The 21,395-nt window shown below is 41.9% G+C and carries 16 protein-coding genes; 9 read left to right on the top strand and 7 right to left on the bottom strand.

Annotation, left to right across the window (positions count from 1 at the left end):
• Nucleotides 1-1,572, top strand: a 1,572-nt coding sequence (locus DN064_RS11575) for a T9SS type A sorting domain-containing protein (RefSeq protein ID WP_157962303.1), incomplete at its 5' end; no start/stop codon positions are given.
• 23 nt (nt 1,573-1,595) lie between these two features.
• The gene (locus tag DN064_RS11570) at nt 1,596-5,687 is read left to right on the top strand and encodes a T9SS-dependent choice-of-anchor J family protein (RefSeq protein WP_115462809.1); all 4,092 of its coding nucleotides are present in this window, start codon (nt 1,596-1,598) and stop codon (nt 5,685-5,687) included.
• Nucleotides 5,688-5,713: 26 nt separating this feature from the next.
• On the opposite strand, the gene DN064_RS11565 is transcribed toward DN064_RS11570, so the two are convergent.
• Genes DN064_RS11565 through DN064_RS11545 form a run of 5 tightly spaced genes read right to left on the bottom strand, consistent with a single transcriptional unit; the run spans nt 5,714 to nt 10,083 of the window.
• The gene (locus DN064_RS11565; protein WP_232827479.1) at nt 5,714-6,172 is read right to left on the bottom strand and encodes a hypothetical protein; all 459 of its coding nucleotides are present in this window, start codon (nt 6,170-6,172) and stop codon (nt 5,714-5,716) included.
• A 43-nt stretch (nt 6,173-6,215) separates the two neighbouring features.
• Entirely contained in the window at nt 6,216-7,118 is a 903-nt protein-coding gene (locus DN064_RS11560) for a DUF6438 domain-containing protein (RefSeq protein WP_157962302.1), read from the bottom strand.
• Between the two features lie 12 nt (nt 7,119-7,130).
• Nucleotides 7,131-8,420, bottom strand: coding sequence for an APC family permease (locus DN064_RS11555; protein WP_115462807.1), 1,290 nt, complete (start codon nt 8,418-8,420; stop codon nt 7,131-7,133).
• A 3-nt stretch (nt 8,421-8,423) separates the two neighbouring features.
• Nucleotides 8,424-8,777: a DoxX family protein gene (locus DN064_RS11550; protein WP_115462806.1), complete on the bottom strand. Its 354-nt coding sequence runs from the start codon at nt 8,775-8,777 to the stop codon at nt 8,424-8,426.
• Nucleotides 8,778-8,790: 13 nt separating this feature from the next.
• Nucleotides 8,791-10,083, bottom strand: coding sequence for an aminopeptidase P family protein (locus DN064_RS11545; protein ID WP_115462805.1), 1,293 nt, complete (start codon nt 10,081-10,083; stop codon nt 8,791-8,793).
• A gap of 266 nt (nt 10,084-10,349) precedes the next feature.
• Here DN064_RS11545 and DN064_RS11540 point away from each other — a divergent pair, with 266 nt between their 5' ends.
• The 7 genes from DN064_RS11540 (at nt 10,350) to DN064_RS11510 (ending at nt 20,509) form a co-directional block, all read left to right on the top strand.
• A complete protein-coding gene (locus DN064_RS11540) occupies nt 10,350-13,190 on the top strand; it encodes a WD40/YVTN/BNR-like repeat-containing protein (protein ID WP_115462804.1) in 2,841 nt (946 codons plus the stop codon).
• A 140-nt stretch (nt 13,191-13,330) separates the two neighbouring features.
• On the top strand, nt 13,331-14,197 hold the full coding sequence (locus DN064_RS11535) for a hypothetical protein (RefSeq protein ID WP_115462824.1): 867 nt from the start codon (nt 13,331-13,333) through the stop codon (nt 14,195-14,197).
• 93 nt (nt 14,198-14,290) lie between these two features.
• Entirely contained in the window at nt 14,291-14,977 is a 687-nt protein-coding gene (locus DN064_RS11530) for a succinate dehydrogenase cytochrome b subunit (protein ID WP_115462803.1), read from the top strand.
• A 13-nt stretch (nt 14,978-14,990) separates the two neighbouring features.
• Nucleotides 14,991-16,991 (top strand): fumarate reductase/succinate dehydrogenase flavoprotein subunit, encoded by a 2,001-nt coding sequence (locus tag DN064_RS11525; RefSeq protein ID WP_115462802.1) that lies wholly within the window; start codon nt 14,991-14,993, stop codon nt 16,989-16,991.
• 7 nt (nt 16,992-16,998) lie between these two features.
• On the top strand, nt 16,999-17,745 hold the full coding sequence (locus DN064_RS11520; RefSeq protein WP_115462801.1) for a succinate dehydrogenase/fumarate reductase iron-sulfur subunit: 747 nt from the start codon (nt 16,999-17,001) through the stop codon (nt 17,743-17,745).
• Between the two features lie 78 nt (nt 17,746-17,823).
• A complete protein-coding gene (locus DN064_RS11515) occupies nt 17,824-18,723 on the top strand; it encodes a M28 family peptidase (protein WP_232827478.1) in 900 nt (299 codons plus the stop codon).
• Between the two features lie 13 nt (nt 18,724-18,736).
• On the top strand, nt 18,737-20,509 hold the full coding sequence (locus DN064_RS11510; protein ID WP_115462800.1) for a MutS-related protein: 1,773 nt from the start codon (nt 18,737-18,739) through the stop codon (nt 20,507-20,509).
• Nucleotides 20,510-20,559: 50 nt separating this feature from the next.
• Here the strand turns inward: DN064_RS11510 and rpmA are convergent, their stop codons facing one another.
• Nucleotides 20,560-20,820 carry a 50S ribosomal protein L27 gene (rpmA, locus tag DN064_RS11505; RefSeq protein WP_115462799.1) on the bottom strand — a complete coding sequence of 87 codons (261 nt, stop codon included), beginning with the start codon at nt 20,818-20,820 and terminating at the stop codon, nt 20,560-20,562.
• Nucleotides 20,821-20,843: 23 nt separating this feature from the next.
• Nucleotides 20,844-21,350 carry a 50S ribosomal protein L21 gene (gene rplU, locus DN064_RS11500; RefSeq protein WP_115462798.1) on the bottom strand — a complete coding sequence of 169 codons (507 nt, stop codon included), beginning with the start codon at nt 21,348-21,350 and terminating at the stop codon, nt 20,844-20,846.
• Between the last annotated feature and the right edge of the window lie 45 nt (nt 21,351-21,395).

Below are 21,395 nucleotides of genomic sequence, written 5' to 3'. Positions count from 1 at the left end.
ATTGGATCATGGGTAGATGGAGACATCACTATTAGCAATGACGATAACACCTATAACTATTCCGTTACCGAGTTTGACAACATTGTGGCAGACATCGCCTTTGGTACCTACGATTACACCTTTGTACGCTCAGGAGGTTGTTACCCAGAAGTAACAGGATCTCTTACTGTAGATTGTGACGCCATTGATCCAATTTCATCAAATATCTTCTTAGGCATTGTTGCTGATCAAGCAGAGACCACGTCAGCAGCGGTATTTGTATCCACCTCCAGCCATCCACTAATTGGATCCTGGGTAGACGGGGACATTACCATCAGCAATGATGACAATACCTATAACTATTCCGTAACTGAGTTTGATAACATTGTAGCAGACATTGCTTTTGGTACTTACGATTACACCTTTGTTAGATCTGGAGGTTGTTACCCAGAAGTTACTGGTAGCATTACCGTAGACTGTAATGCCATTGATCCAAATTCATCAAATATCTTTTTAGGCATTGTAGCGGATCAGGCAGAAACAACTTCAGCAGCCGTGTTTGTATCCACATCCAGTCATCCATTAATTGGATCTTGGGTCGATGGAGATATTACTATTAGTAATGCCGATAATACCTATAACTATTCCGTTACCGAGTTTGACAATATTGTAGCAGACATCGCCTTTGGTACTTACGATTATACGTTTGTACGTTCAGGAGGATGTTACCCAGAAGTAACTGGTAGCATCACGGTAGACTGTGACGCCATTGATCCAATTTCATCAAATATCTTTTTAGGCATTGTTGCTGATCAAGCAGAGACCACGTCAGCAGCGGTATTTGTATCCACCTCCAGTCATCCACTAATCGGATCCTGGGTAGACGGGGACATTACCATCAGCAATGACGACAACACCTATAACTATTCCGTAACTGAGTTTGATAACATTGTAGCAGACATTGCTTTTGGTACTTACGATTACACCTTTGTTAGATCTGGAGGTTGTTACCCAGAAGTAACGGGCAGTATCACGGTTGACTGTGATGCCATTGATCCAATTTCATCAAATATCTTTTTAGGGATTGTCGCCGACCAACCGGAAATTGTTCTTGACACTACTGTTGAGCAAACTGATAATGTACTAACCGCCAATGCTGTTGGGGATACAATTACGTACCAGTGGGTGGATTGTGATAATAGTAATGCTCCAATTGATGGAGCTACTAATCAGGAGTTTACTGCTGAAACTAACGGTAGCTACGCGGTGGTAATCACCGATAGTCGTTGTGGTCTTACCGAAACATCCGATTGTTTTGTGGTGGCCTCCTTAAGTCTGGATGAAACTCCAGCTGAAATGGTATGGCAGGCCTATCCCAACCCATTTACAGATAGCATTCAACTCAGTTTTAACAGGGTTTATGAGTCGGTAGAAGTAGCGGTTTACTCCATGGAAGGAAAGCTTATGGGTAGCTATCAAATAAATCAAAGTCAGGAGTTGCGCCTTGATACATCGCACTTGTCCTCTGGTACCTACTTGATTAATGTACTGGCAGATGGGCAGCGTTTCTCTGAAATGATGATTAAACAATAATTAAAGACACTAGAAATACGATTATGAAAAGGATATGTTTCATCCTGTTGCTGATGGTGACCCAAATCACCATGGGGCAGGTAATTTTAAAAGAGGGCTTTGAAAGCTGGCCTCCTAATTGGCAGATACTGGAACTTGGAGATGCTATTTATGGCTGGCGTCAGGATTATGATGGTACCTCGTTTCAGGGGGAACACTCAGCCTATTCCTCCATTAATAACGCCCAATGTGACAATTGGCTGGTATCCAATGGTATTCAAATTGCCAACGGGGATTACCAACTCAAGTTCTGGGAGATTTCTAATGAAAACAGTATTGAGTACTACGATAGTGCTACCGTACTCATTTCTCGAGGAAGCAGCGATCCCATGTCGGGTGATTTTATTCCGGTTTATGAAACCGAATTAAACACCTCGGCCTGGCAGCAACGCAGTATCGATTTAAGCGCTTTTGAAAATGAAACCATTTATGTGGCATTCCGTTACACCGGTACCTATCACAGTTGGTTTATAGATGAAGTATCCGTAACGCCATTTGCCTTTACAGATGTCAAGATGGATGCCTTTACCACACCCAATGGAGTGACGGAAACTCCGGACAGTCAGTCGGTAAAAGTGCAGGTAACCAATAATGGAACGACTGTTATTAATACCCTGGCAATTGACTGGAGTGTCAATGAGACGGCTCAGGCGACAGCCCAATTTGAGGGTCTTAATCTCGCTCCTAATACCAGCGTGGAATTGACCTTGGGGGACTATGATTTTAGCACCAATGGCTTCTACAATTTGGAGGCTGAGGTCAGTACTGAGGATGATTTTGAATCGTTGAACAATCAGGTGGCAAGCTTATACCAGGTCTCACCGTTTAACGATGCCGCGATCATCAATATGAGTCCTGAGGGGATGTCTCCAGTCTCTGGACTTGCAGATGTGAAGGTGACCATTCAAAACCAGGGGAGCAATCCCATTCGCGAGGTGATCATCGATTGGTCGGTGGATGCGGAGACTTCCTTTACTTATACCAATGACAATTTGGCCCTGGAGCCTGGGGCTTCCACAGAGGTTGTTTTGGGCAATTACAATTTTGATGCCGGATCTTTTAATATTGGTGTTACAGTGCATGCCTTAGGGGATACCAATGCAGTTAACGATGCCTATGAGGCGAGTTATACCGTGGATACCTTTATGGAAAGTTTTGAGGGACGTCAGTTTCCCCCAGAAGGATGGAGTATCAATTTTGGAGTGCGCGATAATAGTAATTTTGGAGTAGCCGCTGACGGTGAGTATTTTTATTCGTCGCAGGTGGATGAGAATTATTTTGGAACGGTTACCGATACCATTTTCACCCCGGTAATGGACATTAAAGAGGGCGATAGATTCCGGTTCTATATCAAGTCATCCATGGCCTATCCTATTGCCAATACCTTAGTATGGAAAAACGAAGCCACTGGTGAGATTGAAACCATATCCACCATTCAAAACAGTCAGGGCTTTAACAACTGGGAACTGCGTGACTATGATATTTCAGCCGCCGCAGGTGCCAATAGAATTGGCATCGTCGGTTTGCCAAACGGCTCTTTTGGAGATGCCAAATTTGATTTGTTTAGTTCTGATGCCAAGCTATTTCAGTATGACAACGACCTGAGGGTCCTGTCCGTTAAAAGTAATTTTATAGCCAGGCAAGGGGTGGAGCAGGAATTTGAAGTGGTCTTACGCAATGCTGGGAAAAGCGTTGCAGCCGCCCGTGGGTATCAGATCCATATTAAGAATGAGGAAGGAACCATATTAAATACCTATGGGGGCACGCTACTTAGTTCATGGGAAGAAGTTAAGCTGTCCCTGGCACATACCTTTACAGAGCTGGGTACCCAAAAAGTATATGTGGAGGTAGAAATGGCCGATGACGAAAATCCGATGGATAACAAATCGTTTAGCTATACCATTGGGGTGGTTCCCGAAACCACTATTGTTAGTGAAATTGGAACCAAAGACAACACCAGTCCGGCTATTCCGTTCACCGCTAATGGTAATACCAATACACTTGGTGAGGACGACCTAACGCAGTTATTATACTATCAGGATGAAATAGGATCAGCTGGTTATGCCTATGGGATGACCTATACCTATAAAAATCTGCTAGCGTCCAGTGATACGAAATCCTATCCATTAAAAATATGGATCCGCCAGACGGACAGAGTGGAGTTATCAGAAGGCTGGGAAGATATTGAGCAAATGACCCTGGTGTTCGATGGGGTTATTGATATATTTCCTGGTGATGACAATGAGCTCTACATACCTTTTGATGAGCCGGTGCTCTTAAATGGGATTAATAATGTGGTAGTCCAAAATTACCAGTACGATCCTGAGTGGCCACCGTCTATTTTTAGAATGTACGGGACACTAGGCAATGATGGTCCTACCCGAACCATTGGAGTTTTGGACGCCTTTGATCTGGATCCCAACAGTCCACCGGAATATTTCTTTGAGTTGTCTGAAACTAGTTTTACACGATTCATTATCGATCCCAGTACGGATTTCTCCTCTATGATTGGAGTGGTCAGTGATGCCGATTCAGGCACTACCATTAGTGGTGCTAGTATTGAACTAGTGGATGCTGCCGTGAGTACAAATTCAGACAGTGATGGGGCTTATGCCTTTGAGAGCTTGCCTTTTGGAAGCTATACCTTTAGAATTAGTGCCGATGGTTATGAGACTAAAACGGTGACCATAGATTTAAATTCGTCCAATCAGACCGAGGATTTTAATCTCAACCTGTTATTGGAGCTTGAGGTCACTGGAACTGTGTATGGGGATAATAATATTAGCATTCCTTTACAAGCGGTCACTCTTAATCTGAGATTAGAGGATGATACTATAGAAACAACAGTTTCCACGGATGCTTCAGGAACCTTCCTGTTTCCATTGGTGTATGGTACGTTTAATTATGAAGTAGAGGTGTTGCTCTATGGTTATTATTCTAAAACCATTGAGGTGAATCCTACTGATAGCAATATTGATTTAGGGGATATAATTCTTGAAGAAGAATTTATCAGTGCCTTTGAAGTGGCGGTGGATAATAGTGATGAAGGCCCAAGGCTTAGTTGGAAGAGTCCAAAGACCAGTAAAAAAGAACAGCTTCGTCATGATTCAGGCACAATTACCACCTCTTACACCAATGAGCCTAATGAGAATGTTTGGCTGGGTAATTACTTTAATTTTGAAAGTCCAACCACACTGAATACCGTTGAAATTCAGACAGATATTTTTCAGAATGCTGAGGATTATGTGACCATAGATGTGGTGGATATTGTCAGTGATGAAGTTCTGGCTTCAAGTGCTCCCTTTCTTATCAAGCAAAATGCACAACAGACGATTGATATCCCTAATATTACGGTTTCGGGCTTGATTGCTGTGATGGTGCACTGGCAGGATAATGCCGCCAGTACCAATTCTCTGGCCATTGAGTACGCTGATTCTGGAGGTGATATGTTTGATGGTGCGGTAATCAAATATCCAAACGAATCTACCACCCTATTCACCAGTTTTATTGGAGCCGTAGGGTATTCAGCAGCCTTCTTATTACGTGTTAATACAATAACAGAAGATAATCCTATAACCAATGGGGAAGTCATGACCTATAATATCTACCGAGGCTTGGCCAGTTCTTTTCCTAATACAGATAGTTGGGACCTGCTTAACCAAAATGCGGTGGAAGGTCTAGATTTTCTGGATGAGGTACCAGGTGCTGATTCTGGTGAGTTTTATCGTTATGCGGTGGAATGTATTTATGCTAATGGCACCTCGGAGGTGACTTTTTCTAACAGTATATCGGGGGCGTCCCTTGGAATTGATGAGAATCCATGGCAGGAATCGGATCTAAGACTCTTCCCAAATCCCGCACATGGCAGTGTGGAGCTGCACCTGGCAGCGGGAATGCGCTTAGACGGTCCTATAGAATGCTATGACCTGTTAGGAAAATTGGTGCGATCGATAGACTATAAGAGCCATAGCACGTCTCAGAAAATAGACCTTAACGGTTTGAGTAACGGGGTTTATATCCTGCGATGTTCTCTGGAAGACGGAGCTATTATCACTAAAAAACTCATTGTTAACTAAAGAAAAGCGGTCTCTGACCGCTTTTTTTATAGGCTGTTTTTAAATAGTAATTGGCGTCCCTCTCTGGCAGCCTTATTATCAAGACCGGCTCCAACGGCCAGACCAACAGACATGCCAATAGGAAGGCCTAAACCCAACATACCCATGTTGCCCATTGCAGCTCCAAAAGCGACTCCCATGGGTAAGCCAAAAGCAGACATACCAAGCACCATCCAAAGGCTTTGGTAATACCCTTTGGGTACTAATTTGAGCTCTTTTTCCAATAATTTAAGGATGGATTGCTGGTGTTTATAAAGTGTTCGGCAGTCCTTTTTTTCGGTGCCCTTCAACTCGTTTACCGCGGCAATCTGGGTATTGATATGTTTGACAATATGGGCTGGTAAGTCGCGTGAACTCAATTCTAAAATTAAGGCCGTAAAGCGTTTCAGGCCTTTTTGAAATTTAGCAGAGCCCGACGCTCCGGATTGCACTTCGTGAAATAACATAGTGTCTTTTTGTTATAGGACGTCAGTCTTAATGTTTTGTTACTCACATGGTATTCACATTCTTCATCACTGTAAAGAGCGCTTTGTAGACCGCCTTTAAGCCAGGTGTCCCCTGTAAACCATAATCCATGATTGTTTTAGTACTACCGTCTGCAAACCTAATGGTCAAATAAGCTGTTTGATCGTCGGTCCAGTTGACCTGATAGCCTGATTTAAGATGCTTGACATCCATATAATTCAGGAGCTCCGATATTTCTTTAAAGGTACCTGAGGTGGCTTTATAACTGTGCATGCCCAAAACAGGAGTGTTCTCCAATCCGTTGAATTCTACCCGATCATCCGGAAATAGTTCCAATACAAATTCCGGACAATTGCCATAGCAGGCAGATGTTTTTAAATGAATGGAACTAATGGCTTCAGTCTTTGGACTGGGATTGTATTTGACCAGTGTATTGTTAAAAAAGCTTAGTGTGTCTATTCTAAATTTTTCGGCACCAGGAATCAGGGTCTCTTGTGAATTGATGGGGACATAGGCTTTAATGAGGGTGGTGTTCTTAACACTTATGGGTTTAAATAACTCGCAATATTCAAAGCTGTTATTACTGAGTCTTATAAACTCATAAGTGTCCTGTCCTTTATCAAGAACTATGAGCGGATGAGCACCGTACCATTCTCCCAATACGAGCAAGTCTGTTTTACCATCATTGTTAAGGTCTGCCTTTTCCCAGTTTTTAATATCCCATTCCTTAAAAATACCATTACATGCCAGTTCTTGGGCCAGCTGATCTGTAGATTTGATACTTAGCTCAAGATTATCGGCTTTAAAATCATTCGTGTTGCTGTGAATAAACTCCACCACTTCCTCAGTGGTCTGTAATTTGTCAATGGTACTGCATTGGCTGGCCGTACTGGCCAAAATGTATAAAGAAAGAACTAGGATACGCATGGTTAATCTTGTTTAGGACTGTGATTCAAGTTTTGTGCCAGAATGCTTGTAGAGGTATTCAAAAATAAAACAGCTCACGAGAATGCTTATCGCTACAAGCACGCCTGTTGGGTTGCTTTCGTATTGCTGTATCATTAACAGAAGTAAAGCCAAAAAACAGAGTAGGGCTCCCAATAGTGGAACCATGGCTGTGGCGCCAGTAGCCTTGCGTGTGCGATAGCCCACTACATTTACCAATCCAAAAATAAACAGAAAGCCAACGCTACCTGCTGTTGAAATACTTTCCAGATCCAGGGTGTTGGTGAGTATCAGGGGGGCAATGGCGGTAATCATAAGCCCTATAGGTTGGTTCCAAAGGGTACTGGTAAGATGATGCGGTAGTTCATCATCTTCGGCAATTTCAAAACTCACACGGCTACCCCCGTATAAGGAGGCATTAATGGCGGAAAAGGTGGAAATCAGGGCCGCTATGGTAATAATGGTAAACCCCAGATCGCCGAGCATGGGCTTGGCGGCTTCGGCCAGCACATAATCCTCTGCCGTCGCAATTTGGTTGAAAGGGAGACTACCCACGGTAACAATGGCTATGATCACATAGAGTAGCACCACAAAAATGACAGCGATCCAATAGGCTCGTGGAATGTTCACCTTTGGGTTTATAATATCCGGGGCGGCGTTGGCAATAAGTTCAAAGCCTTCATAAGCCACAAAAATCACCATACCACCCGTAATGAGTTTCACTGGGGTTTCCCAGTTGGATACTGACAATTGCTCTAAATTGGGATTTCCAAAAAGGCCATAGGCTCCCAGAGCTACAAATGCCAGAAGAATAACTAGTTTGATAATCACGGCATAGGATTCAATGGCGCTCACCGTGGCAATACTGTAGTAATTAATGGCGGTGGCAAGTATGACAATAGCACTGGCATACAGATGAAAATCCAAATTGGATCCGGTTAACTCAAACAGATTAGGGGCGTAAGAACCAAAGGCTGAGGCATATAGCGAGAGCATAATAATATAACTCACCCAAAGCAGGTTGTTGGTACCCCCACTGAATACCGACCTTCCAAATCCCTGGTTAATAAAGCGTACGGTGCCACCGCGATCGGGATAGGTTTGTGACAGTTTTATATAACTGTAAGTGGTAATGAGGGCTATGACCCCAGCAAATAAAAAGGCAATGGGAGTACCGCCCTGAGCCAGAGATACCGCCAGACCAAGCACCGCAAAAATGCCGCCTCCCACCATACCTCCAATGCCAATAGATATGGCTCCTTTGAGTGAAACCTTATTCGCCAAACTCTAAAAATAATTTCTGTAGGACCAGTACGACCCCAGTAGTAAAATTAAAGCAACAACAGCTCCCATATGCTCTCCATCACCAATCATAAAGTGTGCAAAAAAGGCCAGGACCACATTAAAAAAGAAACCCGCATAGGCCCACTCGATGATGGCCTTATTTCTAAAAAACCAAAGCGCAACTAATCCGAGAAGTTTGGCAATTCCAAGGGGGTAAATCAAATAGGTTGGGTATCCAAATCCATCAAATAACTCCGCGATCATCTCTGTGTTCAGGAAATAATTAGAAACAGAAAAGAGCATTAAGGCTGTAAACAGTCCGGTGGAAACGTAATAGATGATTTTGTAAGTTTTCATGGAATTGATTTTGTTATGAGTTCATTAGGTCTTCAATTTCGTCTGCGTCTATAGGTATGTTTCGCATCAGATTAAACGGTTCTCCGCTAGCTTGTACCACCACATCATCTTCCAAGCGTACTCCAAAACCTTCATCGGGCAAATAAATACCGGGTTCTACGGTAAACACCATATTCTCTTGAATGGGTTCGTGCAGTAAGCCATAATCGTGGGTGTCCAATCCAATATGGTGGCTGGTCCCGTGCATAAAGTATTTTTTGTAAGCTGGCCAGTCTGGATTTTCGTTCTGGACGTCAGCTTTATCCAACAATCCCAAGCCCAGAAGTTCAGAAGTCATTAGTTTACCAACTTCCACGTGGTAGGCTTCCCAATAGGCTCCAGGTACTAACATTTTAGTGGCTTCCTCCTTGACACGATTCACTGCCTTATACACAGTTTTCTGGCGCTCTGAAAAACGGCCAGAAACAGGAATGGTACGGGTCATATCGCTGGAATAGTTGGCATACTCGGCACCTACATCCAGAAGGATGAGGTCCCCGGCCTTACATTGCTGATTGTTTTCGATGTAGTGCAACACATTGGCATTGTTTCCAGATGCCACGATAGGCGTATAGGCAAAGCCTTTGGATCTGTTGTTAAGGAACTCGTGCATAAACTCGGCCTCTATGTTGTACTCCCAGACGTCTGGTTTCACAAAATTGAGAATGCGACGAAAGCCTTTTTCGGTAATATCACATGCCTGTTGCATTAATGCTAGTTCAATTGGATTTTTAACCGAACGCAGTCGTTGTAAGATAGGATTACTCTTAGCTACCTCATGGGCCGGGTATTTGTCTTTTAGCCATTTGACAAAACGGGCTTCGCGCGTCTCTGTTTCAACATTGGCGCGGTAATGCTCATTGGTGTTGATGTAAACCGTATCGGCCTGGGTCATCAGCTCAAAAAGAATTTTTTCTAAGTCCTGGAGCCAATAGACTGTAGTAATTCCAGAGGTTTCAAAGGCCGCCTCTTTGGTTAGTTTTTCACCTTCCCAAACTGCAATATGGTCGTTAGTCTCTTTTAAGAAGAGGATTTCGCGATGCTTTTCCTTTGGGCAATCGGGAAATACCACCAATACACTTTCTTCCTGATCTACTCCTGATAAGTAGAAAATATCGCGATGCTGGGCAAAGGGTAAGGTGCTATCGGCACTTACCGGATAGATATCATTAGAGTTGAAGATGGCCAGGCTATTAGGCTTCATGGCCGCCATAAAATTGCGGCGATTGGTTTCAAAAAGTGTTTTGTTAATGCGGTCGTATTTCATTGTATTGTGCGTTGTTGTTAGCGTTCGCCCCGCTTATTTTATTACATAATATAAGAAAGGGAACTAACCCGAAAGGTAGCTCCTTTTATGCAAATTCTAAAGCCTCTAATCTATCTGTTTGGCACAAGTTCGGTATCCGAAAGGAGCATGATGGGTCGTCAAGCTTTCTAGTAATTGGCGTAGCCTTGTAAACCGTTAAATCTATTATAAAACGGATTATTTAGGGTAAAAAATCCTATTTTCATGCTCCTTAAAACCAACCCGAAATGAAACAACTATCCCTTATTTTTTCGGCCTTAATGGCTTCTGTATTAGTGATGGCTCAGCAACCAGCCACCCAAGCTAATGTCGTTGAAGAAGCTTTAAAACAGAAAGCTGAAATGACGGCCAGTTCTATTGTCAAGAATGTGCCTTTTGCCAATATTGGCCCAAGCATTATGAGTGGTCGAGTGGTCGACCTGGATGTGAATCCCGATATGCCATCTGAATTTTATGTAGCCTACGCCTCAGGGGGTGTTTGGCACACTAACAATAATGGAACTACCTTTAACCCAATTTTAGACAGTTCGCCAACCCAAAACGTTGGTGATATTGCTGTGCACTGGCCAACGCGAACCATTTATGTAGGGACGGGCGAAAACAACGCATCGCGTTCCTCCTATGCTGGGATGGGCATGATGAAATCTACCGATAACGGTGAGACCTGGACCAATATTGGTCTTTTAGACTCACATCACATAGGTCGTATCCTCATTCACCCAGATGATTCTAATGTAGTTGTGGTGGGTGTCACGGGGCATTTGTATTCTCCAAATAAGGAGCGTGGTATCTACAAAACAACCGATGGCGGAAACAGCTGGACTCAAGCCCTATTTATAAATGATGAGACGGGGATCATTGATTTGAGACATAGTCCAGATAACTATGACGTCATGTTCGCAACCGCCTGGACCAAAGATCGTAAAGCCTGGAATTTTACAGGTAATGGCGAAGGCTCTGGTATTTATAAAAGTACCGACGCCGGGGCTACCTGGGAATTGGTTTCTACAGATAAGAGCGGTTTCCCAACCGGAGAAGGTGTAGGCCGTATAGGGGTAGCCGTATTCGATGATAATACCATTTATGCCATCCATGACAATCAGTTTAGACGGCCATCTGAAAAATCTAAGGGTGAAAAACGCGGTCTTACAAAAGAAGATTTTAAATCCATGACTAAGGATGAGTTTCTGGCGATTGAAGACAAGAAATTAAATGCCTTTTTAAAGACCAATGGCTTTCAGGAAAAGTACCGCGCTGATAATGTGAAGCAAATGGTACGCTCTGGCAATGTAAAACCGGCCGATTTAGCTACTTATTTAGAGGATGCCAACTCCATGTTATTTGATACTCCAGTAATTGGTGCCGAAATTTATAAGAGTACCGATGGTGGAAAGTCATGGAATAAGACGCATGAGGGTTATCTTGATGGGGTGTATTTTAGTTATGGCTATTACTTTGGCCATATCCATGTATCACCTGCAGATGAGGACCACATTTATATTTATGGGGTACCCATTTTAAAATCCAAGGATGGTGGATCTAGTTTTATTTCTATCAGTGCTGAGAATGTGCACGCAGACCACCATGCCTTATGGATCAACCCGGCCAATCCTAACCACTTGATCAATGGTAACGATGGTGGAGTTAATATTTCGTATGACGACGGAGAGAATTGGATTAAGAATAACATGCCATCTGTTGGTCAGTTTTATTATATCAACTATGACCATGAAAAACCTTATAATGTCTATGGAGGTCTTCAGGACAATGGAGTTTGGAAAGGAGCTAATAATGCACGCGAGAATAAATCATGGCATCAGTCTGGACAGTATCCATGGCGTTCCATAATGGGTGGAGATGGTATGCAGGTGCAAATTGATAAACGCAATACCAATATTGTTTACACCGGATTCCAGTTTGGAAATTATTTTAGATTAAATCTCGAGACTAAAGAGCAAGAATACATTCAGCCAAAGCATACCTTAGGGGAGGCTCCATACCGTTTTAACTGGCAAACTCCCATATTATTATCAAGTCATAATCAGGACATTCTCTACTTGGGAGGTAATAAGTTAATGCGCTCCATGAATCAAGGAGATGATTGGGAGGCTATTAGCCCGGACCTTACCAAAGGAGGTAAAAAAGGTAATGTCGCATATGGGACGCTTGCTTCCATAAGTGAAAGTCCGTACCAATTTGGATTAATTTATACTGGTAGTGATGATGGATTGGTGCAGGTCACTAAGAATAGTGGTGGTAGCTGGACGGATATTTCAGGATCCTTACCAAAAGATTTATGGGTGAGTCGCGTGGTGGCTTCGCAACACGTGAAAGAACGTGTGTATGTCGCTTTAAACGGTTACCGCTGGGATGATTTCAATGTTTACTTATATTCCAGTGAGGATATGGGTGCTACCTGGAAAGCTATTGGTGCTGGTATTCCGGCTTCCCCAGTTAATGTTATAACTGAGGATCCAGCGAATGCTGAGGTTCTTTATGTGGGCACGGACAACGGGGTGTATGTAAGTTTTGACCGCGGGGCATCTTGGGAGGTGTTTTCAAATGGCCTGCCCAATGTAGCTGTTCATGATATTAAAGTACAACCAGATACCAACGATTTACTCATTGGGACCCACGGACGAAGTATTTACAAAGCCAATATTGCCCCTCTACAGGCTATGAACCCAACAACATCGGAAAGCAGCATAAGCTTTTTCAAGGTGCAGCCAGTGCGTCATTCCAATCGTTGGGGCACCTCTTGGAGTCAGTGGTTGGATGCTTATGAGCCTGAAGTAAGTCTGCAGTTCTACAGTAATTCTTCTGGTCCTAAGACAATTACAATTTCTACTGAAGATGGGACTGAATTAAATTCGTTTAAGACGGAGGTCGATGAAGGATTCAATTATGTGAATTACAATCTTGAATTATCTGAAAAAGGTCGTAAGGCGCTTTTAAAGGCGGACAAGGACTTGATATTAAAAAAGGCTAGTAATGGTAAATATTATTTACCCAAAGGATCGTATAAGGTGTCTATTGGTAAAGCATCGACCAAGTTAGAATTGAAATAATCTGATGTATTATAGATATGGAAGGCCCTTTTTTAAAGGGCCTTTTTTTGTTAAGGTTGACTGCATTTGGTCGAAAACCAGTTAAATAATAGGGTTTGGATTCGAATGTTCCTTATTTTGGAAGTACCAAATCTATCATTATGAGACAGTTAAGCTTATGGGCAGTGGTTTCCTGCTGCCTTTTACTGGGGTGTTCTGGAGATTCGACCACATCTCCTCCCCCCGAACCAAGATTGATTATTCGATTAAACTTTGATCCCGATCAGGAACGCTTAAACAATTTAGGTCAACCAGCCAGAATTCTAGACGGTAATGCCGCACAATCACCAAGTATTCAACGTATGAGTGCCCACTATGTGGAGTTTGCTCCAACAGCATTTACTCCCTTAGGTGATGGTACTATTATTTATCAAGGGCCAGAGACCAGTACTGGTGGCACTTTGGCTATCGACTTTAGAGAAGCCTTTTTTGCCGGTGATGACGGGGTGTTTATTAACGTGGCTTTAGACAATTTAATCCCGGGTGAGTACGAGTGGGTGCGCGTATCATTGTCCTATCAGGAAGGCGATATTCAATTGCTGGTAGATGACAACGAAATTACAGGGAGACTAGCGAGTTTTGTGGGTTATAATACCTATATATCCAGTTTTGATCTTAACCAGGAGACCTTTGAGGTTAACGACGATAAATTGCAAGGTTACTGGGCTTTTGAAGCTCTAGGTTATAGTGTAACTGGCCAAGCCCAACCAGGAGCTACAACGGTACCCAATCCTTTGTTTGAAACCTCGCCTATCCCTCAGGGATCTTGTGTTGTTACCGGAGCCTTTGAAGAACCATTGGTGATTACAGGCGAGGAAACTCAGGATATCACTGTTACACTGTCGTTTTCTGTGAATCAAAGTTTCGAATGGACTGAGGTGATTCAGGACGGTAAATACGAGCCCGGAATAGGGGAGCAAGTTGTGGATATGGGGCTCAGAGGGTTGATACCAACTGCTTCTAATTAAAACCATTCTAAATAGCTTATTATCATACGGCGCAGTTGTCTAAAATTCAATTGCGCCGTATTTTTGTGAGACTAACAAAAAGCGTACTTTATAATGGCTGGAATGTTTAATTCTTCCGTGGGTAGAAAGTTTGCAATGGCCCTTTCTGCCTTTTTCCTTATGTTGTTTTTGGTCATGCACGTTTCTATCAATTTCACCTCAGTTTTCAGTGCTGATTTATTCAACGAAATGTCTCATTTTATGGGGACCAATCCTGTTGTTCAAGGGCTAATGCAGCCCATTTTAATTTTTGGGGTAGTGTTTCATTTTGTGATGGGCTTTATTCTCGAGGCCAAAAACAAATCTGCTCGAGGGGTTAGCTATGCTAAGAATGTCGCTAAAGATAATTCTACCTGGATGTCCAGAAACATGCTGTTAAGTGGTGTGGTGATTCTAGCATTCTTAGGATTACACTTCTATGACTTTTGGGTGCATGAAATGACCATTAAGTATGTGGAAGGAGACATGAGTGGGTTGATTAATCCGGATAACGCAGAATCAGGATTCCGTTATTATGAAGAACTCAGAGAAAAGTTTGTAAGCCCGGTGAGAGTTGGAATTTATATTGTTGCATTTGTCCTATTAGCATTGCATTTACTACATGGATTTAACTCAGCATTCCAATCTGTTGGAGCCAATAATAAATACACCAAAGCCTTAACAGGATTTAGCAAGGTATACTCTATTGGTATTCCTGCTTTATTCATTTTCATTGCTTTATTTCATCATTTTACGCATTAAAATCTAGCGAATTATGTCAGTATTAGATTCTAAAATTCCAGAAGGCCCATTGGCCGATAAATGGACCAAACATAAGAATGAGATTAACCTGGTTAATCCTGCTAACAAACGGTTGATCGATGTAATTATCGTTGGAACTGGATTAGCAGGAGGCTCTGCTGCAGCGACCCTCGCAGAATTGGGTTATAATGTTAAGGCATTTTGTTTTCAGGATTCTCCACGTCGAGCACACTCCATTGCTGCGCAAGGTGGAATTAATGCCGCTAAGAACTATCAGGGTGATGGTGACTCTACCTACCGTTTGTTTTACGATACGGTAAAGGGTGGGGACTACAGATCGCGCGAGGCTAACGTTCATCGTTTGGCTGAGGTGTCTACTAATATCATTGACCAATGTGTGGCACAGGGTGTTCCTTTTGCTAGAGAATATGGAGGTTTATTAGATAACCGTTCGTTTGGTGGTGTGTTGGTATCCAGAACCTTTTATGCCAAAGGACAGACAGGACAACAATTACTATTGGGAGCCTACGCAGCCATGAACCGTCAGATTGGTCGAGGTAAAATAAAAATGTACACGCGTCATGAAATGCTTGACGTGGTGATAGTTGATGGTAAGGCTAGAGGAATTATTGCCCGAAACCTTGTTACAGGTGAGATTGAAAGACATTCAGCCCACGCTGTGGTTTTAGGAACGGGAGGTTATGGTAATGCTTTTTACTTGTCTACCTATGCTATGGGATCTAATGTAACTGCGGCATGGAAAGCTCATAAGCGAGGTGCTTATTTTGCAAATCCTTGTTATACTCAAATACACCCAACCTGTATCCCTGTTTCTGGTGATCATCAGTCAAAACTAACACTGATGTCTGAATCACTGAGAAACGACGGACGTATCTGGGTACCAAAACATAAAAAAGATGTAGAAGCCATTAGAAACGGAAGTTTAAAACCGACTGACCTGGCTGAAGAAGATAGAGATTATTACCTAGAGCGTCGTTATCCAGCCTTTGGAAACCTAGTGCCTAGAGATGTAGCTTCCAGAGCGGCTAAAGAACGCTGTGATGCGGGTTATGGTGTTAATCAAACTGGTGAGGCCGTATACCTGGATTTTGCTTCTGCGATTGAGCGTTACGGAAAAGAACAGGCCCATGTAAAAGGCTTGGATGAAAATGACAAAGCGCTTGTTACCAAATTAGGAAAGCAGGTAGTGGAGAATAAGTATGGTAATTTATTCCAGATGTATGAAAAGATCGTCGACCAGAACCCTTATGAAACACCAATGATGATTTACCCTGCGGTGCACTACACCATGGGAGGGCTTTGGGTTGATTATAACTTAATGACTACAGTAGAAGGGTTGTATGCTATAGGGGAGGCTAATTTCTCAGATCACGGTGCTAACCGTTTAGGAGCTTCTGCCTTAATGCAGGGCTTAGCAGACGGTTACTTTGTGTTACCATACACCATTGGTGATTATCTAGCTCATGATATTAGAACTGGCCCAATTTCAACAGACTCTCCGGAGTTTGAAGAGGCTGAAAAGAATGTTAGAGGAGCTATTGATAAGCTAATCAACAATAAAGGAACTAAGTCTGTGGATTATTTCCATAAAAAGCTTGGTAAGATCATGTGGAATAAATGCGGAATGGCCAGAAACGAAAAAGAACTTAAAGAGGCCATCAGCGAAATAGCAGCTTTACGCGAAGAATTCCATAAAGAGGTCTTTGTGCCTGGTGGGCAAAACGAATACAACGAAGAACTTGCCAAAGCAGGTCGTGTGGCTGACTTTTTAGAGCTTGGTGAATTATTTGCCAAGGATGCGCTTGAACGCAACGAATCAGCGGGTGGTCACTTTAGAGAAGAATATCAAACTGATAGTGGTGAAGCGCTGCGCGTTAAAGACTACCAGTATGTATCGGCATGGGAGTATAAGGGAGAACCAAGCAAGGCTGTTCACCATAAAGAACCATTGGCATACGAAAATATTGAAGTAAAAGAGAGAAGTTACAAATAAGATTGCTATGAAATTATTATTAAAAATTTGGCGTCAAAAAAATGCTGAGGATAAGGGAGGAATTGTTGAATATCCGGTAGATAACGTGTCTCCAGATATGTCCTTTCTTGAAATGCTTGACGTTTTAAATCAAGATTTAATTGAGAAGGGTGAGGAGCCGGTTGCTTTTGATCATGATTGTAGAGAAGGCATTTGTGGAACCTGTTCTTTATACATTAATGGTCGTGCTCATGGCCCTGACACTAGAATCACCGTATGTCAATTGCACATGCGTTCTTTTAATGACGGTGATACTATTTATATTGAGCCGTGGAGAGCTGAGGCATTTCCGGTGATTAAAGATTTGGTAGTAGACCGTTCTGCTTTTGATCGTATTCAACAGGCAGGTGGGTTTATCTCTGTAAATACATCTGGTAATACTCAGGATGCCAATGCCATTCCAATTGAAAAAGAGAATGCAGATAAAGCCTTTGACGCGGCAACTTGTATTGGATGTGGAGCCTGTGTAGCTACATGTAAAAATTCCTCTGCTATGCTATTTGTTTCTGCCAAAGTATCGCAATTTGCACTACTTCCTCAAGGGCAGGTAGAAGCGCATGATCGCGTTTTAAACATGGTAAAACAAATGGATGAAGAAGGCTTTGGAAATTGTACCAATACAGGAGCCTGTGAGGTGGAATGTCCTAAAGGCATTTCGCTTGAGAATATTGCACGAATGAACCGAGAGTTTATAGCGGCAAGCATTAAAGGATAAGAGTTTATCTATCACAAATACAATCCCAAAATAAGTGTTTATTTTGGGATTCTTTTTTTAATTAATTAAGCCAGAAAAATGAAATTGAAAACAGTTCTTTTAAGTTTACTGTTAGTTGTGAACAGCTTAACTAGTATTCAGGGAAATCCTGAATTATTTGATCAAGAAAAACTCCTAGAACATCTTAAAACACTTAGTTCCGATGCCTTTGAGGGGCGTTTAACAGGTGAAAAAGGGAATGCCTTAGCCAGAACCTATATCATTGATCATTATAAAAAATCTGGGGTAGCACCTTTTGGTGAAACGTTTGAACAGCCATTTGAATTTACCAGAGGTGAGATGGCCTATAAAGCGAATAATGTTCTGGGGTTTGTTAAAGGAACCACTTACCCAGGTGACTTTATCGTTATAAGCGCACATCATGATCATTTAGGGAAGCGCGGAGATGCTATTTACAATGGTGCCGATGATAACGCGTCTGGTGTGGCGGCTTTATTGGCCTTTGCAGAATACTTCGCTGCAAATCCGCCGAAACACTCAGTGATCTTAGCCGCTTTTGATGCGGAAGAATTAGGATTACAGGGGGCAAAATATTTTATGACTCAGACCGAGGATATTAATGTGGTTTTAAACCTAAATATGGACATGATTGGCCGCAGTACTAAAGACGAATTGTATGTAGTAGGATCCCGATATCACAAGTCTCTTGGAAGGATGATGGCGCAATTTGAAAACCCAACATCTTCTAAGTTATTAGTTGGACACGATGGTGCTGACAAAAAGGAGGACTGGACCTATGCGTCTGATCATTCACCATTTCATATGAAGGATATACCGTTTTTGTATTTTGGGAATGAGGACCACCCCGCTTATCATAAGCCAACAGATACCTTTGATGCGATTACACCGGAGTTTTATAAAAATGCAGTGACTATTATTATTTCAGTGTTTAAGGCTGCAGATCAAATAGACTTCTAAGTTCAAAAGCCATATGCAGCAATCTCAAGATTTTTATAAAAGGCAACTGTCCTTGCACCAGACGCAGGTGGCTAAGCTTTTTAAGACGCTCAGCCTATTGAGCCTATTGAGATTGGCTGTTTTTTTGCTAACCGTTGCAGGGATATATTACAATTTTCAAAAATGGAACTATGCCTTGGGGATTGCCCTTTTTGGAACCGTTGTCTTCCTTTTATTGCTGACGCGATATTCTGCAATTAAGGTACAGCGTAAGTTGCACCAACAGTTGATTGCTATTAACAAGAAGGAACTTAAAATCGCTTCAGGTGACTTTCACAGTTTTGATGATGGTGCCAATTATCTGGATCCTAGCCATGCTTATAGTACCGACATTGATTTGTTTGGAAGAGGGTCGTTTTTTCAATACATCAATAGAACGGGATTAACCGAAGGAACCAATACCCTGGCTGGGTATTTAAATTCCAATTCTACGAATAACATCATCAATAAACAGGAGGCTATTAAAGAACTATCCAATGATCCTGAGTGGATTCAAAACTATACCGCTTTGGCAATGATTTTGAATCAAGAGGAACGGCCTTCAGACATTGTAAAATGGCTTAATGGTTACAAACCGTTTCTAAAACCATTTCATCGGGTTCTTGCCTTGGTATTTGGGCTTAGTAGTTTGTTGCTGTTTGTTCTATTTTTTTCTGAAATCATTGAAGTGGAGATACTTGGGTATTGGTTGCTGTTTGGTTTGGGGATCACCAGTATTTTTTTGAAACGGATCAATGGCTTGGCATTTAGAAGTTCTAAGGCCAAGGACCTGATTAGACAATATTCAAAATTACTTCTGGAGATCGAACAAAGGACGTTTAGCTCAACCCTGTTAAAGTCGTATCAGGATCAAATTGTCAAGGAGGGAGAATCTGCCTCCACCGTATTTAAAAAGTTCTCTAAGGCGCTTGATGCCTTGGATCATAGAAATAACCTTATTGCGGCCGTACTAGGCAATGGTTTTTTTCTATGGGATATCATGCAAGCCTTTCGCATTGAAAGTTGGATACACAATTATGGTGGATTGGCGCAAAAATGGTTTGCGGTAGTGGCTGAATTTGATGCCTATAATTCGTTGGGGACCTTTGCCTTTAATCATCAGAAGTTTAGTTATCCGAATATCATCGATTCTGAGGAAATGGTCAAAGTAAAAGCCCTTGGTCATCCGTTAATAGCAGAAGATAAACGGATATGCAGTGATTTTGAGATTAAAGACCAGCAATTCTTTATCATTACTGGAGCTAATATGGCAGGGAAGAGTACGTTTTTAAGGGCAGTAGCCTTACATAATGTTATGGCTAATATGGGCTTGCCGGTATGTGCTAAAGAAAGTATGTATCAGCCTATTAAGCTCATTTCAAGTATGCGCACGTCCGATTCTCTTGCTGATGAGAGCTCCTATTTTTTCTCAGAATTAACACGACTGAAATTTATTGTTGAGACCTTAAAAAAAGAACGCTATTTCGTGATTCTGGATGAGATATTAAAAGGGACCAATAGTACCGACAAGGCTAAAGGGTCTAAAAAATTTGTGGAACGATTACTCAGCTTAAAGGCCTGTGGAATTATAGCCACTCATGATCTGAGTTTAACAGAATTGGATCAAACCCAGCCACTGGTTAAGAATTACTTTTTTGATGCAGATATTAAAGATGATGAACTCTATTTTGACTACTCCTTAAAGGAAGGCGTGTGCCAAAATATGAATGCGAGTTTCTTACTGCGTAAAATGGGCATAGTCAAATAAAAAAACCCTTTCCATTGGAAAGGGTTTTTTATATGTGTATTGGTTATTTCTTAAGCTTCAAAAGGCTCAATAGAAACATAAGACTTATTGTCTTTTTTCTTAGTAAACTTAACAATACCATCCACTTGAGCGTGTAAAGTATGGTCTTTTCCCTGGTATACATTTTCACCTGGGTGGTGTGTGTTACCACGTTGTCTTACGATAATGTTACCTGCAATTGCAGCTTGTCCACCAAAAATCTTAACACCAAGGCGTTTCGATTCTGATTCTCTACCGTTTTTCGAACTTCCGACTCCTTTTTTATGTGCCATTGTATTTCGAGTTTATAGGGTTATTAACTTAAAGCAGCGATTAAATCAGCTTTCTTCATTGAAGAAATACCGGTAATTCCTTTTGCTTTAGCCATCTCTTTTAACTCAGCAACTGTTAGTTTGCTTAAGTCTTGAGTTGTTGATTCTTCTCTTACTTCAGTAGTCTTAGCTTCTGCTTTTGGCGCAGGCTTAGCAGCTTTTTTAGCTGGCTTAGCACCTGAAGCTACAATACTTTCTATTTGGATCTCGGTTAATGATTGTCTGTGACCATTTTTAACTCGGTATCCCTTGCGTCTTTTCTTTTTAAAGACGATCACCTTATCTCCTTTAAGGTGCTTTAAGACTTTTGCACTAACCTGTGCTCCGTCTATAGCCGGGGCGCCAACAGTAACATTGTTATCGTCACCGATAAGAAGGACGTTGTTGAAATCAACTTTTTTACCTTCTTCTGTAGATAGACGATTAACAAAAACCTTTTGGTCTTTTGCAACTTTAAATTGCTGCCCTGCTATCTCTACAATTGCGTACATAGCGTAACGTTTTTATTAATTCTTTTTTATTATAAAATATGAAGC

This window comes from Winogradskyella aurantiaca (assembly GCF_003362725.1).
In the GTDB taxonomy this organism is placed as follows: domain Bacteria; phylum Bacteroidota; class Bacteroidia; order Flavobacteriales; family Flavobacteriaceae; genus Winogradskyella_A; species Winogradskyella_A aurantiaca.
The sequence above is the reverse complement of the archived record's forward strand: the minus strand, read 5'-3'. Positions and strand labels throughout refer to the sequence as shown.

Coding starts and splice junctions, on each gene's coding strand:
- DN064_RS11510 (WP_115462800.1), top strand. CDS start 18,737: ATGCAGCAATCTCAAGATTTTTATAAAAGGCAACTGTCCTTGCACCAG.
- DN064_RS11565 (WP_232827479.1), bottom strand. CDS start 6,172: ATGTTATTTCACGAAGTGCAATCCGGAGCGTCGGGCTCTGCTAAATTT.
- DN064_RS11550 (WP_115462806.1), bottom strand. CDS start 8,777: ATGAAAACTTACAAAATCATCTATTACGTTTCCACCGGACTGTTTACA.
- DN064_RS11535 (WP_115462824.1), top strand. CDS start 13,331: ATGAGACAGTTAAGCTTATGGGCAGTGGTTTCCTGCTGCCTTTTACTG.
- DN064_RS11530 (WP_115462803.1), top strand. CDS start 14,291: ATGGCTGGAATGTTTAATTCTTCCGTGGGTAGAAAGTTTGCAATGGCC.
- rpmA (WP_115462799.1), bottom strand. CDS start 20,820: ATGGCACATAAAAAAGGAGTCGGAAGTTCGAAAAACGGTAGAGAATCA.
- DN064_RS11545 (WP_115462805.1), bottom strand. CDS start 10,083: ATGAAATACGACCGCATTAACAAAACACTTTTTGAAACCAATCGCCGC.
- DN064_RS11525 (WP_115462802.1), top strand. CDS start 14,991: ATGTCAGTATTAGATTCTAAAATTCCAGAAGGCCCATTGGCCGATAAA.
- DN064_RS11570 (WP_115462809.1), top strand. CDS start 1,596: ATGAAAAGGATATGTTTCATCCTGTTGCTGATGGTGACCCAAATCACC.
- DN064_RS11520 (WP_115462801.1), top strand. CDS start 16,999: ATGAAATTATTATTAAAAATTTGGCGTCAAAAAAATGCTGAGGATAAG.
- rplU (WP_115462798.1), bottom strand. CDS start 21,350: ATGTACGCAATTGTAGAGATAGCAGGGCAGCAATTTAAAGTTGCAAAA.
- DN064_RS11540 (WP_115462804.1), top strand. CDS start 10,350: ATGAAACAACTATCCCTTATTTTTTCGGCCTTAATGGCTTCTGTATTA.
- DN064_RS11515 (WP_232827478.1), top strand. CDS start 17,824: ATGAAATTGAAAACAGTTCTTTTAAGTTTACTGTTAGTTGTGAACAGC.
- DN064_RS11560 (WP_157962302.1), bottom strand. CDS start 7,118: ATGCGTATCCTAGTTCTTTCTTTATACATTTTGGCCAGTACGGCCAGC.